We start from the raw sequence: 12,499 nt of genomic DNA, 5'->3' as shown, positions 1-12,499 counted from the left end.
TATTTGTTAGTTGTTTGGGCAATCTATATCGGTTTCTAAACAGGTATAGTAGATTTCAAGAAATAAACGTTTATCTATGTTTGAGTCTTCATTATTATTACCGTGTAATACTGTGCCTCTGGGAGTGATAACACTACTTACAGGTAGTGTTTCTGTCTCATTACCTGTTGCCTGTACTCTATATTGTGGGACAGTAGCTTCAAGATTTACATTTCCAGAAACAGCAAGTCCTAATTCAACATTATCTGTATTGTTTAATAATAGATTATTAATATGAGAAGTGATTTTCATTTTGTAACGGCCTTGGCCTGTGTCTTCATCTCTAATTAAAGTTCCTAAATGATTGGGTATTGATAAAGAGGGCAATGTATTGTTCTGACTGTCTTCAAAATAATCTAATAGAGGGCCACCGTTAGTTTTGTTATATAGGTATAATCTTTCTGGCTCTTCTCCTTCAACTAAGTCTTGATCCACGTAAAAGACAAGATTAGCTTCATTAATTAATCTTCTTGATGATACAAAATTTCCATCATCATCTAGATTGACGAATTGTTTTCTGAAAGCTTCAAAAGTGTTATCCGTAGTGTTATCGTCATCAGAATTTTCGCCATTAAATAAGCTAATTGAGGCTAATGCACCTTCACCTCCTTTAAGATATAATCTGCTATCTCCTTGTACTTCATCTCCATCATCGAATGGTAAAATATAGTTGTTTTCAAAAAAATTAGCTCGTGTTGGACTAAATGTTAAGGTATATGTTGATTGATCTCGCTCTCCAGTTACAGTAGGAGAATCAAATGAGTAAAACAATGTAACATTTGCATCTTGTTGGGATAGATTAAGAAGCATTAAAGAGCCATTATCATTTATTGCTTCAGCCTTAAAATATAGACCTCTAAAATAATCATTAAAGTTATTAGAGTTGCTTAGTGTAGTCTCTCCTTCTTGATCAAGGATTTTTTGAGTCCAATAATTAATTACATCATCATCTTCAGTTACGTTTTTGTCCCATGCAATTCTAATTCTTGGAGAGAGCCTTTGCGTAATTGTTGCTTCTGTCTCATCCCCATCAGTTAAGATAACTTCTTTGTTACTAATATCTAAAATTTCTATCTCATCTATAAGTGTAAATTCTAAATCTGATGCACCTATTGGCTCAGTAGCTGATGCAGATTTATTAGAGAAATAAGATTGACTTATGTCAAAGTCTCCGTTTGGGTCAAAGTCTCTTAAGAAATAACTATTTTCATAGATACTCAACTTTATTGGGTTATAACTGTCTCCTCTAGGAAGTACTGAGTCAATTTCATATTCAATGCCATTATCTTCTGTTAGACCAATACTTCTGCTAAAAATTGGGATGGTTAATACAACAGAATCTAACACTACATTATCCCCAAAAGTTGGGTTTACTAAACCTGTATTTACTTGTGTTACAACACTTGCCACAGTTTGACCATAAGTTGGGTCATTGAAAACTCCTAACATATTTAACCCCAAGCCACTTGTCTGTACTGGGTTGAGTCTATCAGTATAACTAATGACATCAAACTTTTCAGAGGTGGTGTTAAAGTTTGTAGCAGTTTCTTCATTAATAATATCAGAATCTATTGTAGTGAAATCTTCATCACAGGCAATAAATAATCCGGTTATAAATCCAAGAACTAATATATTTCTTAAGCTTTTCTTGTGTAATCTCATAAGTATTTTTAACTATTGTAGTACACTGTTTGTGTAAAATTCTGAATACGGTTCAGCAAATTCTTCTGGAGAGTGATAACCTAAAGTCGGTTTATTTAACTCATCAATATAACTATCCAATTCATTTGGTAACTCTTGAGAACCTTTGATTACGGCGTCAGAATTATCAATAGCAATCTTCATTAAATTAATGTAGTTAGGTTCACTTAATGCTTGTATAGCTTCTTCATCAAGGCCATCAAAACTCACTTTCTTTTTCATGTCTTTATCTAACGTACCATCAAAGTTTTGATTGTATACAGAGGTAACAATTTTACTTTCAGTAAATAATGGCTCAGTTTTATAAAATTCTTTAAGATAAAGTGGCAATAATGATGCCAACCAACCATTAACATGAATAATATCTGGAGCCCAGTTTAGTTTTTTAACAGTTTCGATAACCCCTTTAGCAAAGAAAATAGCGCGCTCATCATTATCTGGGAAAAGCTTACCGTCTTCATCTGTTAATGTGGCTTTACGTTTAAAATATTCTTCATTATCTATAAAGTAAACCTGAATGCGTTCTTTAGGAATAGAAGCTACTTTAATTATTAGAGGCATATCCAAGTCATTAATCACAAGATTAATACCCGATAATCTAATAACTTCATGGAGTTGATGTCTACGTTCATTAATATTTCCAAATCGCGGCATAAATATTCGTATCTGTCCACCTTGTTTATTCACCATTCGAGGTGCTTCAAATGACATTGAAGAAATTTCGGTTTCAGGTAAATACGGAACTACTTCCGAGGACACATACAATATTCGTTTATCTTTCATATACCGATTGATTTAGAAATTAAAAGTAAAAAACATGCAAAATTACAAAAATTTATGCCAATTGCTAGTAAAATCTTAAGTTTGCACGCGTTAAACTTATGTTACAGAATTGAAAATATTTCATAATAAAACAGACTTATCATCTCACCTTCAGAGTTTAAGGAGAAGTAAAGCCACTATTGGTTTTGTGCCAACTATGGGCGCATTACATGAAGGGCATTTGTCTTTAGTAAATTTTGGACTCTCCGATAATGACTTTGTAGTCGTAAGTATTTTTGTTAATCCAACCCAGTTTAATAATGCTGAAGATCTAGAAAAATACCCAAGAACATTAGATAGAGATGTTAAATTATTAGAGACTGTTTCCGATTCTAAAATCTTTGTTTACAATCCAAGTGTAGAAGATATATATGATAACAATATAACTTCCGAAAGCTTTACTTTTGATGGGTTGGAGCATGAAATGGAAGGTGCATTTAGACCAGGACATTTTGACGGTGTTGGTACAATTGTAAAACGATTATTAGAAATCGTAAAACCTAATAAAGCTTATTTTGGACAAAAAGATTTTCAGCAGTTACAGATTGTCAAAAAAATGGTTGAGCTTCATAAAATACCCGCAGAAATTATAGGCTGTCCAATCTTTAGGGCAGCTGATGGTTTAGCAATGAGTTCTCGTAATGAGAGATTAAAACCCGAGTATAGAGTTGTAGCTCCATTTATCTATAAAACGCTTAAAACTGCCAAAACAAAGTTTGGCACAAAAAGTGCTAAAGCAGTTACGGAATGGGTTACTAAACAGTTTGCAAACCAAGAGTTTTTAGAGCTAGAATATTTTTTAATTGCAGATGTAAAAACCCTAAAACCAGTAAAACGAAAATCAACAAAAAAAGTATATAGGGCATTTATTGCAGTATATGCAGACGATATAAGACTTATAGATAATATCGCCCTAAATTAATTACCTTTGCCTCATGCAAATTCAAGTTGTAAAATCTAAAATTCATCGTGTAAAAGTTACAGGTGCAGACCTTAATTACATTGGCAGTATTACCATTGACGAAGACCTAATGGACGCGGCTAATATTATCCAAGGTGAGAAAGTGCAAATTGTTAATAATAACAATGGCGCACGTCTGGAAACATATGCAATTCCTGGTCCGCGTAACAGTGGCGAAATAACATTAAACGGGGCTGCCGCTAGACTGGTTTCTCCAGGAGATGTGTTGATACTTATTACGTATGCTTTTATGGATATTGAAGATGCTAAAGTTTTTAAACCTTCATTAGTATTCCCTGATGAAGCCACCAACTTATTAAAATAACTCTTTTGAGTAAATCTGTTTCCGTATTAAAAATAGTTCTACCACTTTTACTAGGTGTGGCTTTAGTTTGGTACGCATTAACAGATGTTCCGCTTTCAAAAATTATAGACTATTGGAAATCTGCTGATAAAACCTGGATAATTTTTGGAGCAATTTTAGGACTTTTAAGTCATTTGTCAAGAGCATATAGATGGCGGTTTCAATTAGAACCTTTGGGTTATGATATTAAGTTAGGTAATAGTATAATGGCTGTTTTTGCAACATATCTTATTAATTATACTATTCCAAGAGCTGGTGAAATTGCTAGGGTTTCTATCCTTACAAATTATGAAGGTGTACCTTTTGAAAAAGGTTTTGGAACAATTGTAGCAGAACGTATAGCTGATATGATTGTGTTTTTGGGCATTATAGTCATCACACTTTTTTTACAGTTCGAGTTTATTTATGCGTTCTTAACAGAAAGATTTGACCCAGTTAAAATAGCTATTGCTTCCGGTGTTTTTCTATTGATTTTTATAATAGGTTTTAGAATTATAAAAAACAGTAAATCCAAATGGGCAATAAAGATTAAAAACTTTATTAATGGAGCAATTGAAGGTGCTTTAAGTATTTTTAAAATGAAGAAAAAATGGGCATTTATTTTTCATACGCTTTTTATTTGGGGAATGTATGTGCTCATGTTTTATTTTACCTCTTTTTCAATAGAAGAGACAAGAAGCATACCGTTTGCAGCAGTTCTTATAGGCTTTATTTCTGCAAGTTTTAGTATTGCTGCAACTAATGGAGGAATTGGATCTTTCCCTGTTGCTGTTTTTGCCGCTTTTTCAATATTTGGTATTGCTAAAGACCCAAGCTATGCTTTTGGGTGGATTATGTGGGCGTCTCAAACTTTTATAATCATAATTTTTGGAGGTCTCTCACTAATTTACTTACCAATCTATAATCGTAAGATTAAAGAAGTATAGAAATATTTTTTACCTTGCCTTGGCAACCAAACCATGATTAACCATGACTAAGCTAAAGGCTACTTTTATAGTCCTATTTGTAGGATTTATTGGATTTTCTCAAGCCAAATACAAAACGATTTCTTCTAGTATTTTAGGTGAAGACCGAGAATTAAAAATATTATTACCAAGAGGCTATTCGGACGAAGACGATAAAGCTTATCCTGTTATTTATGTCTTTGACGGTGACTATCTTTTTGAAGCTGTAGCTGGTAATGTAGATTATTATGCCTATTGGGAAGATATTCCAGAATCTATAGTTGTTGGTATTAACCAAATAGAATCGAGAGAAGATGATTTAATCTATTCGGAACAGAATTCATTGCCAGTTGAAAGTGGAGCCGATTTTTTTGAGTTTGTAGGCAAAGAGCTCATTCCTTTTATTGAGGATAATTATAAAACCGAAACTTTTAGAGTAGCAGTAGGACATGGTGAAACAGCAAACTTTATTAATTATTATCTCATAAGACAAAATCCTGTTTTTAATGCTTATGTGACCATAAGTCCAGATTTGGCCATGGATATGGAACAATATTTGGGAGAAAGGTTAACATCAATAGAGAAAAAGATTTTTTATTATTTGGCAGTTTCAAATGCAGATGTAAAGCATATAATGGAAGCCTCAGCATCTTTAAATAACACACTTAAAGGATTAGATAATGATAATGTATTATACACTTTTAAGGAGTTTGATGGTCCAACGCATTATGCCATGCCAGCACATGCCATACCTAAAGCATTGGAGTCTATTTTCTTTATTTTTCAACCTATTAGCAAAAAAGAGTACAAAGAATCTATCTTAAAACTTGAAGGCTCACCAGTAGAATATTTAGAGCAGAAGTACGAAGAAATAAAAAACATGTTCGGTATCGAAAAACAAATCCTTATTAATGATTTTAAGGCTGTAGCAGCAGCTATAAAAAAGAAACAAAAATGGGAGTATTACGAGGATCTTTCAAAATTGGCTAAAAAGAACTATCCTGATACTGTATTACCTAGTTATTATAAAGGCTTATATCTCGAGAATATTGGAGAATCTAAAAAAGCAATGAAGACCTTTCAATCTGCATATATTCTTGAAGAAATTGGCGGGATTACAAAAGATTTGATGCTTGAAAAAGCGGAGCAAATTAAAGCAGATTTTGGGTATTAATGGCAAAAGTAAAAACTTCATTTTTCTGTCAAAATTGCGGTAATCAATATAGCAAATGGCAAGGGCAATGTACTGCATGTAAACAATGGAATACCATTATAGAAGAGGTCATCCAAAAACCTGAAAAGAGTGATTGGAAATCACCATCTTCATCATCTTCAAAACGAGTGTCAAAACCATTAAAAATTAAAGAGATTGACGGAGCTCAAGATGCAAGAATGAACATGCAGGATGAGGAGTTTAATCGTGTTCTTGGAGGTGGTATGGTTTCTGGGTCATTAACACTTCTTGGTGGAGAACCCGGAATAGGTAAGAGTACTTTATTACTTCAAATAGCTTTAAAATTACCCTATAAAACACTTTATGTTTCTGGAGAGGAAAGCCAAAAGCAAATAAAAATGCGTGCTGAGCGTATTCAGCCTAATAGTGAGAATTGTTATATCCTAACCGAAACAAAAACTCAGAACATATTTAAGCAAGTTGAAGCTTTAGAACCAGATATTGTTATTGTCGATTCTATTCAGACGCTACATAGCGATTATATAGAATCTTCAGCTGGTAGTACCTCTCAAATTAAAGAATGTACTACTGAGCTCATAAAATTTGCCAAAGAAACAGCAACACCTGTATTATTAATTGGGCATATTACAAAAGATGGGAATATTGCTGGGCCAAAAATTTTGGAACATATGGTCGATACGGTTTTACAATTTGAAGGCGACCGCAATCATGTTTTTAGAATTTTAAGAGCTAATAAAAATCGATTTGGTTCTACGAATGAGCTTGGCATATATGAAATGCAAGGTTCTGGCTTACGCGAAGTAAGTAATCCTTCAGAGATTCTTATTTCAGAAAAAGATGGTGAATTATCAGGCAATGCCATAGCGGCAACTTTAGAAGGTATGCGTCCTTTAATGATAGAGGTTCAAGCGTTAGTTAGTACAGCAGTTTATGGAACGCCTCAGCGATCCGCTACAGGCTTTAATGCTAAGCGCCTAAATATGCTTTTAGCTGTTTTAGAAAAGCGTGCAGGTTTCCGTTTAGGAGCTAAAGATGTGTTTTTAAATATTACAGGAGGTATTACCGTAGATGACCCTGCGATAGATTTAGCAGTCGTTGCTGCTATATTATCCTCTAATGAAGATGAGGCATTACAAAGCGATTATTGTTTTGCTGCTGAGGTTGGTTTGTCTGGTGAGATTAGACCTGTACAACGTGTAGAGCAGCGCATTTTAGAAGCCGAAAAATTAGGTTTTTCTACCATATTTGTGTCTAAATACAATAAGATTAGTCTAAAGGACACCAAGATTAAAGTTCAATTAATTTCTAAGATTGAAGATTTAGTTGATTTTTTAGCTTAATTTTTTGAATCTCTATTCTAATCATTTTGTAAATAAATTCTGTATTTTTAACTATTAATCCCTAAAAACTAAATTATAATGAGCAAAGCATTAATCTCAATTGAAGACGCTAAAAACTGGACCAAAAATTATCAGGATAATATGAAATCTGGTGACGCTAAAGCATTTTTAATTAGTTGTGAGACTATTGTAGATATTCTTAAAGAAATGAAAGTTCTACAAGAGGCTAAAGGTGTAATTACATTACAAAATGTGGAGAGTTCAAGTATACGTGCTTACCTAGCCGTAAATCCAAAGCAAACTGAAGCTAATGGGCAAACTTTAATTATGGTGGGGACAATGAAAGATAGTAATGGTGTTGATCGTGATATGGTAGAAGGCGAAAAAAATGCACCTTTTAGTAAGTCTGATTTAAACGGTAGTGGCGCTTTTGATTTTTCTAAACCATGCCCTAACAATTGTGACCCAGATAGTCCTCTTAATGGAGGATAAACAGTTTTTAACTTAATTGTAAACAAAACCTCCAGATGTTTGGAGATTTTGTTATTTAAAATAGATGTTTTTATTGTACCAAAAGCTTTTTAACTGTAGTTGAAGTGCTAGACGAAATCTTTATTAAATAAATGCCAGAAGACAAAACGGAAGATAGATCTAAGTGCTTATCTTCTCTTACCCCTTTCAAATCATAAATCCCAATCGTACGACCATTAATATCAGTTATAGTTGCATTTTGCAATGCCAAACCAGAGTTTTTGATGGTTACATTTCCGTTTGAAGGATTTGGGTAAAGTTTTAATTTATTTATTTCAAAAGCAGTTGTATTTAATATACTGCCAACAGTTATGTTAAAGTTGTGGAAGGCAAAATCATTTAATTCAAATGAGCTATCAGTATCATTAGGAGTAATTTTAAAACTTGAGATATCTGTAGCATTTGCCATGTTTGTCGGGGAGATAGTCCCAATTCCTATTCCATAGTTTGTATTTGGGGTAATAATGGCATCGTCTTGATTTTCAATTGATATATCACCAGCTTCTACAGTATCATAGTCTAAACTATTTAAGGTGAAACTAAATGGGTCTCCGTTTTTTGTAAGGCTTATATTATAAGATTCGTTAATAGTTACCCCAAGACTAGAAATAAAAATCACAAAATCTCCAGCTCCTAAATCGAATAAGTCTTCATTGCCAGGGTGAGAAATAGTGAGAACAAAATCATCTGGCCCCATGGTAATGGTCTCAGTAATGCTAGAACCATTATCAATTGCTGTATCAGAAGTAAAATTTAATGTCTGCCCTATAGAGCTAAAACTTGAAAAGAAAAAACAAAAAGAAACTACCAATAGCTTTAATGTTTTTTTTAAAGTGTAGTTGTTTTTCATAAAAAAGAATATTAGAGTTTTTTAAAGTAAGAGTATAAAAACGGTAAAAGAATTATTCTTTTACCGCTTAACTGTTTAGCTTCTAGAAGGAAAGATGCCTTGTAGAGCAATTACATAGTTAACAACTTGATAGGGTTGCATGTTGTCGTGTGCTTGACCGCCACCTGTAGGATTTCCTGCTACAGCATCGCTAGCCATAGTTACATTTTTATTAGTAGCATATGTGCCACCTTTCGCAGGATATGCATTAGTTGGAGAGTCTGTTCCTGCGCCCCTTGACACTGGGTCAGCTGCTTCTATGGTGCCAGAGTGACTATGACTAGGTATCTCTTGTGTGGTTAAAGTTACAGTTTCTTTACCGCCTTTAGTACCTAATTTTGCATTTCTTAAACCAGGGCCTGTTCCTGCATGCATTGGTACCCTACCTCTTAAGTCTGGTAAACCAAAAGTGGTTCTACCATCACCGCCATAAGTGGTGCCTAGTATTGAGAATAATGCAGAATAACTAGCAATGGGTAATAGTTGGCCATCACAAAGTGCCCAGCCTCTTGGGGCAAAATTACCACCAAACATCATAATTTGTCCTAAAAATGGATCCATAATAGTTGTTTTTTTAAATTAATATTTTTTAATGTTGTACAATAGTAAATTCTGGTAGAGAAATCATTATCATTGAACCATTATCAGTACTTATTGTACTGCCTCCAAGTGCATCAACCGTTATGATTAATTCTCCTTGGCCTTCGTACCTGTAATATGCTTCGACATTACTATAGCGAACCAAAGCGCCCCAAGTCTCTTTAGGAATAGGAAACCCGTCTAGCTTTTTGTCTCCTAAATCAATAAAGTTCATTTCTCCCATTCCAGGAATAGTCAAAACAAATGAGCCACGGTCGTTTAATGTAAAACTACTGCCCTTGTCGATAGTCACACCTGTTGACGTCCCTAAGTCATAGATGTAATTGTTTTTAATTGTTACGTTATACATGTTTTTTTGATTTTATATCGCTAAACTACTATAAATGAGCAGGTTATTTTAGAGCAAAAGTGCGCTATTATAAAACCGCGTAGAAATACCTGTTTTTGCAGAACTATAGGGTTTGTGCAAAAAATATGTTTAATTTTAATGTGTTAAACAACCAAAAAGATTATTATGAGTAAAAATGCAATTCTTTTAAAAGATGCGGAACAATGGACCAAAAATTGGAGAGAAACCTGCCCAAATAATTGCAAGGCCTTTCTAATCCCTACAGTAGATTTGGTAGAGGTTTTGGAAGAGATGAATATTCTTAAGAAAACTAAAAAAGGTAATTATAAGCTTAGGAGTACTAAAAACAAAGATGTTAGAGCCTACATGGCTATAGATCCTGAAACTCAAGAAGGTAATGGAGAAAAGATATTAATTGTTGGTACAAAATTAGGTAAAGATGGAGTGTATAGAGATATGGTTCCTGGTAGAAAAGATACATATGAACTAGAAGATGGTGATGGTGAGGTTTACGATTTTTCTAAGCCATGTCCTAATAATTGTGACCCAGGAAGTCCATTATTTGGATGATAACTCTTTTTAAATGATAAAATTTCTCGAAGATATTATTGAGAATGCTGGTGTAGTTATACTATTTATAAATATAATAGTGTTCTTGATAACTTTTAAATTTCATAGAAAAAAGAAGACTTATGTCATATTTACAGTTTACTTGATTGTAACTTTTGTAATTCAAGCATGGAGTTTTTATTTGGCTTATGACGGTGGTAGGGACAACTTATTTTTGTCTCATTATTATTTCGTTTTGCAATTTATTTTATTGTCTTTTTTTTATGAAAGTTTATTTGTAAAGCATCAAAAGAAATACGTTTTTACAACTCTAATAATCATTTTGATTATTCTGACTATAAGATATGTAAATGAGCCTTCTCGATATTTTAAGTTTGACTTAGTAGAGATTTTTATATGCTCTTTACCTTTAGTTATTTATTCTATTGTTTATCTCTATAACTCACTAAATATGTCTAAAGGGTATTTTTACATAAATGCAGGTATCTTAATATACCTAAGCGCAAGTACCCTGATATTTATTTTAGGAAATTATTTGTCTACCCAAGATATAAACACTGGTATCCGCGAAATTTGGATGATAAATGATGTCTTGTATTTACTTTTTTTAATGTTAATATTTATAGAATGGTTCAAGAATTACAGACCAATCAAAGCGAGATAATTCAGGCTTTAGTTTTTGGTCTTATATTTTTAGTTATAATAAGTTCTGGGATAATTCTGTTTTTCCATTATTCAAGACGGAAAATCATAGAAAAAGAAAAAGAAAAAGCTTCTCTTAAAGTAAAGCATCAACAAAAAATATTACAAACATCTATAGCTATACAAGAAACAGAAAGAAAACGTATAGCACAAGACCTTCATGATGCAATTAGTTCTAAACTCAATGTGGTAAGCTTAACAACTAATGTGCTTTTAGAGGATAAAGAAATAACCCAAAAACAAAAAGAAACTTTAGAACAGATTTTAGATATAACTTCTTCTACTCTTGAAAGTTCTAGAAAGATTGCTCACGACTTATTACCTCCAATATTAGAGAAATTTGGACTAAAAGTAGCTTTAGAAGAATTGTTTGAGGAGTTTACTAGAAATACCAAAATAGATATTGAGTATAATGTTGAGGAATTGCTTCTGTCACAAACTAATCAGTTACATGTATTTAGAATTTTACAAGAACTTATAAATAACTCAATTCGTCATGGAAAAGCTAATGAGTTGGTTATTTACATGGAACAAGATGCAGATGGATTCATGATAAGATATCAAGATAATGGTATAGGTTTTAAAATGTCAGAAGTTGAAAGCAAACCTGGTATAGGCATACAAAACATTAAGAGTAGGGTGAAGATATTGAATGGTGTCCTTAATGTAGAGAGCTCAAGTGGAAAAGGAAGTCAATTTATAATTCGTTGTAATTATGGAATCTAAAATAAAAATAGTGTTAGCGGATGACGAGTTGTTGTTTAGGCAAGGGCTTAAATCCATACTAGAAAGCGAAAGTAATATCGAGGTTTTATTTGATGCTGAAAATGGGAGTGACTTATTGAAGAAGTTAAAGAAGTCTAAAGTGCAGCCAGATATTGTAGTTACAGACTTAAAAATGCCAGAATTGAATGGCGTGGAGGTCACAAAAATTATCAGAAAGGAGTTTCCTGAAATCAAAATGATTGCGCTAACGAGTTATTTTAGTAAACCTTTTATTTTAAATATGATTTCTATTGGTGCTGTTGCTTATTTGGCAAAAAATAGTACGCCTAAATTAATGATAAAGACCATAAAAGAAGTTTATAGAAAAGGATTTTATTATGACAAAATTGTACTTAAGTATATTCATGAAAGCATAAATGGTACTAAGAGCAAAGCAATTAAATCTAATTTTGATACTAACTATTTCTCAAAAAGAGAGTTGCAAATACTGGGGCTCATCTGTAAGCAGATGACTGCTAAAGATATAGCAGATAAGCTGTGTCTTAGTCCAAGAACAGTAGAAGGTCACCGAAACAGTTTACTTTTAAAAACGAACTCCAAAAATGTAGCAGGATTAGTCATTTATGGTTTAAAAAACAAACTTGTCGATTTAGACTCTGATATTTCCTTAGGCTAAAATAATTTATCTCATAGATATTAAGCGTTTTTTTGAGCTATTCAACTCAGGAAATTACTCAAAAATTAGTATTTTCGCATCCTTATAATA

General features: G+C 32.8%; 14 protein-coding genes. 9 read left to right on the top strand and 5 right to left on the bottom strand.

The annotated features are described in order from the left end of the window. Nucleotides 1-6 precede the first annotated feature (6 nt). Nucleotides 7-1,701 carry a DUF4270 domain-containing protein gene (locus Q0770_RS02945; RefSeq protein ID WP_299113830.1) on the bottom strand — a complete coding sequence of 565 codons (1,695 nt, stop codon included), beginning with the start codon at nucleotides 1,699-1,701 and terminating at the stop codon, nucleotides 7-9. A gap of 12 nt (nucleotides 1,702-1,713) precedes the next feature. After that, nucleotides 1,714-2,523 (bottom strand): glycogen/starch synthase, encoded by an 810-nt coding sequence (locus Q0770_RS02940; RefSeq protein ID WP_299113828.1) that lies wholly within the window; start codon nucleotides 2,521-2,523, stop codon nucleotides 1,714-1,716. 109 nt (nucleotides 2,524-2,632) lie between these two features. Between Q0770_RS02940 and panC the strand changes: the two genes are divergently transcribed. The 6 genes from panC to Q0770_RS02910 all read left to right on the top strand — a co-directional run bounded on the left by panC (nucleotide 2,633) and on the right by Q0770_RS02910 (nucleotide 7,858). After that, the gene (gene panC, locus Q0770_RS02935; protein WP_299113826.1) at nucleotides 2,633-3,484 is read left to right on the top strand and encodes a pantoate--beta-alanine ligase; all 852 of its coding nucleotides are present in this window, start codon (nucleotides 2,633-2,635) and stop codon (nucleotides 3,482-3,484) included. Between the two features lie 13 nt (nucleotides 3,485-3,497). Then, nucleotides 3,498-3,848, top strand: a complete 351-nt coding sequence (gene panD, locus Q0770_RS02930; RefSeq protein WP_188373414.1) for an aspartate 1-decarboxylase — start codon at nucleotides 3,498-3,500, stop codon at nucleotides 3,846-3,848. 5 nt (nucleotides 3,849-3,853) lie between these two features. Continuing rightward, on the top strand, nucleotides 3,854-4,813 hold the full coding sequence (locus Q0770_RS02925) for a lysylphosphatidylglycerol synthase transmembrane domain-containing protein (protein ID WP_299113821.1): 960 nt from the start codon (nucleotides 3,854-3,856) through the stop codon (nucleotides 4,811-4,813). Nucleotides 4,814-4,856: 43 nt separating this feature from the next. After that, nucleotides 4,857-6,005 (top strand): alpha/beta hydrolase, encoded by a 1,149-nt coding sequence (locus Q0770_RS02920; RefSeq protein ID WP_299113819.1) that lies wholly within the window; start codon nucleotides 4,857-4,859, stop codon nucleotides 6,003-6,005. Further along, on the top strand, nucleotides 6,005-7,366 hold the full coding sequence (gene radA, locus Q0770_RS02915; protein WP_299113817.1) for a DNA repair protein RadA: 1,362 nt from the start codon (nucleotides 6,005-6,007) through the stop codon (nucleotides 7,364-7,366). Before Q0770_RS02920 ends, radA begins: the two co-directional genes overlap by 1 nt. 78 nt (nucleotides 7,367-7,444) lie before the next feature. Further along, a complete protein-coding gene (locus Q0770_RS02910; protein WP_299113815.1) occupies nucleotides 7,445-7,858 on the top strand; it encodes a hypothetical protein in 414 nt (137 codons plus the stop codon). Between the two features lie 70 nt (nucleotides 7,859-7,928). Here the strand turns inward: Q0770_RS02910 and Q0770_RS02905 are convergent, their stop codons facing one another. From Q0770_RS02905 to Q0770_RS02895, 3 genes are all read right to left on the bottom strand, one after another. After that, nucleotides 7,929-8,747: a T9SS type A sorting domain-containing protein gene (locus Q0770_RS02905; protein ID WP_299113813.1), complete on the bottom strand. Its 819-nt coding sequence runs from the start codon at nucleotides 8,745-8,747 to the stop codon at nucleotides 7,929-7,931. Between the two features lie 75 nt (nucleotides 8,748-8,822). Next, a complete protein-coding gene (locus Q0770_RS02900) occupies nucleotides 8,823-9,347 on the bottom strand; it encodes a phage tail protein (RefSeq protein WP_299113811.1) in 525 nt (174 codons plus the stop codon). Nucleotides 9,348-9,375: 28 nt separating this feature from the next. After that, nucleotides 9,376-9,735 carry a hypothetical protein gene (locus Q0770_RS02895; protein ID WP_299113809.1) on the bottom strand — a complete coding sequence of 120 codons (360 nt, stop codon included), beginning with the start codon at nucleotides 9,733-9,735 and terminating at the stop codon, nucleotides 9,376-9,378. Between the two features lie 165 nt (nucleotides 9,736-9,900). Between Q0770_RS02895 and Q0770_RS02890 the strand changes: the two genes are divergently transcribed. The 3 genes from Q0770_RS02890 (at nucleotide 9,901) to Q0770_RS02880 (ending at nucleotide 12,409) form a co-directional block, all read left to right on the top strand. Continuing rightward, nucleotides 9,901-10,305, top strand: a complete 405-nt coding sequence (locus Q0770_RS02890) for a hypothetical protein (RefSeq protein WP_299113807.1) — start codon at nucleotides 9,901-9,903, stop codon at nucleotides 10,303-10,305. Between the two features lie 627 nt (nucleotides 10,306-10,932). Continuing rightward, nucleotides 10,933-11,733, top strand: a complete 801-nt coding sequence (locus tag Q0770_RS02885) for a sensor histidine kinase (protein WP_299113805.1) — start codon at nucleotides 10,933-10,935, stop codon at nucleotides 11,731-11,733. After that, a complete protein-coding gene (locus tag Q0770_RS02880) occupies nucleotides 11,723-12,409 on the top strand; it encodes a response regulator transcription factor (protein WP_299113803.1) in 687 nt (228 codons plus the stop codon). The genes Q0770_RS02885 and Q0770_RS02880 overlap by 11 nt, the downstream gene beginning before the upstream one ends. The last annotated feature ends 90 nt before the right edge of the window (nucleotides 12,410-12,499 follow it).

This window comes from uncultured Winogradskyella sp. (assembly GCF_947501905.1).
In the GTDB taxonomy this organism is placed as follows: domain Bacteria; phylum Bacteroidota; class Bacteroidia; order Flavobacteriales; family Flavobacteriaceae; genus Winogradskyella.
The sequence above is the reverse complement of the archived record's forward strand: the minus strand, read 5'-3'. Positions and strand labels throughout refer to the sequence as shown.

Bases quoted from the DNA above. Each gene is read 5' to 3' on its own strand.
- Q0770_RS02945 (WP_299113830.1), bottom strand. From the start codon at position 1,701: ATGAGATTACACAAGAAAAGCTTAAGAAATATATTAGTTCTTGGATTT.
- Q0770_RS02940 (WP_299113828.1), bottom strand. From the start codon at position 2,523: ATGAAAGATAAACGAATATTGTATGTGTCCTCGGAAGTAGTTCCGTAT.
- panD (WP_188373414.1), top strand. From the start codon at position 3,498: ATGCAAATTCAAGTTGTAAAATCTAAAATTCATCGTGTAAAAGTTACA.
- Q0770_RS02920 (WP_299113819.1), top strand. From the start codon at position 4,857: ATGACTAAGCTAAAGGCTACTTTTATAGTCCTATTTGTAGGATTTATT.
- radA (WP_299113817.1), top strand. From the start codon at position 6,005: ATGGCAAAAGTAAAAACTTCATTTTTCTGTCAAAATTGCGGTAATCAA.
- Q0770_RS02910 (WP_299113815.1), top strand. From the start codon at position 7,445: ATGAGCAAAGCATTAATCTCAATTGAAGACGCTAAAAACTGGACCAAA.
- Q0770_RS02905 (WP_299113813.1), bottom strand. From the start codon at position 8,747: ATGAAAAACAACTACACTTTAAAAAAAACATTAAAGCTATTGGTAGTT.
- Q0770_RS02900 (WP_299113811.1), bottom strand. From the start codon at position 9,347: ATGGATCCATTTTTAGGACAAATTATGATGTTTGGTGGTAATTTTGCC.
- Q0770_RS02895 (WP_299113809.1), bottom strand. From the start codon at position 9,735: ATGTATAACGTAACAATTAAAAACAATTACATCTATGACTTAGGGACG.
- Q0770_RS02890 (WP_299113807.1), top strand. From the start codon at position 9,901: ATGAGTAAAAATGCAATTCTTTTAAAAGATGCGGAACAATGGACCAAA.
- Q0770_RS02885 (WP_299113805.1), top strand. From the start codon at position 10,933: ATGGTTCAAGAATTACAGACCAATCAAAGCGAGATAATTCAGGCTTTA.
- Q0770_RS02880 (WP_299113803.1), top strand. From the start codon at position 11,723: ATGGAATCTAAAATAAAAATAGTGTTAGCGGATGACGAGTTGTTGTTT.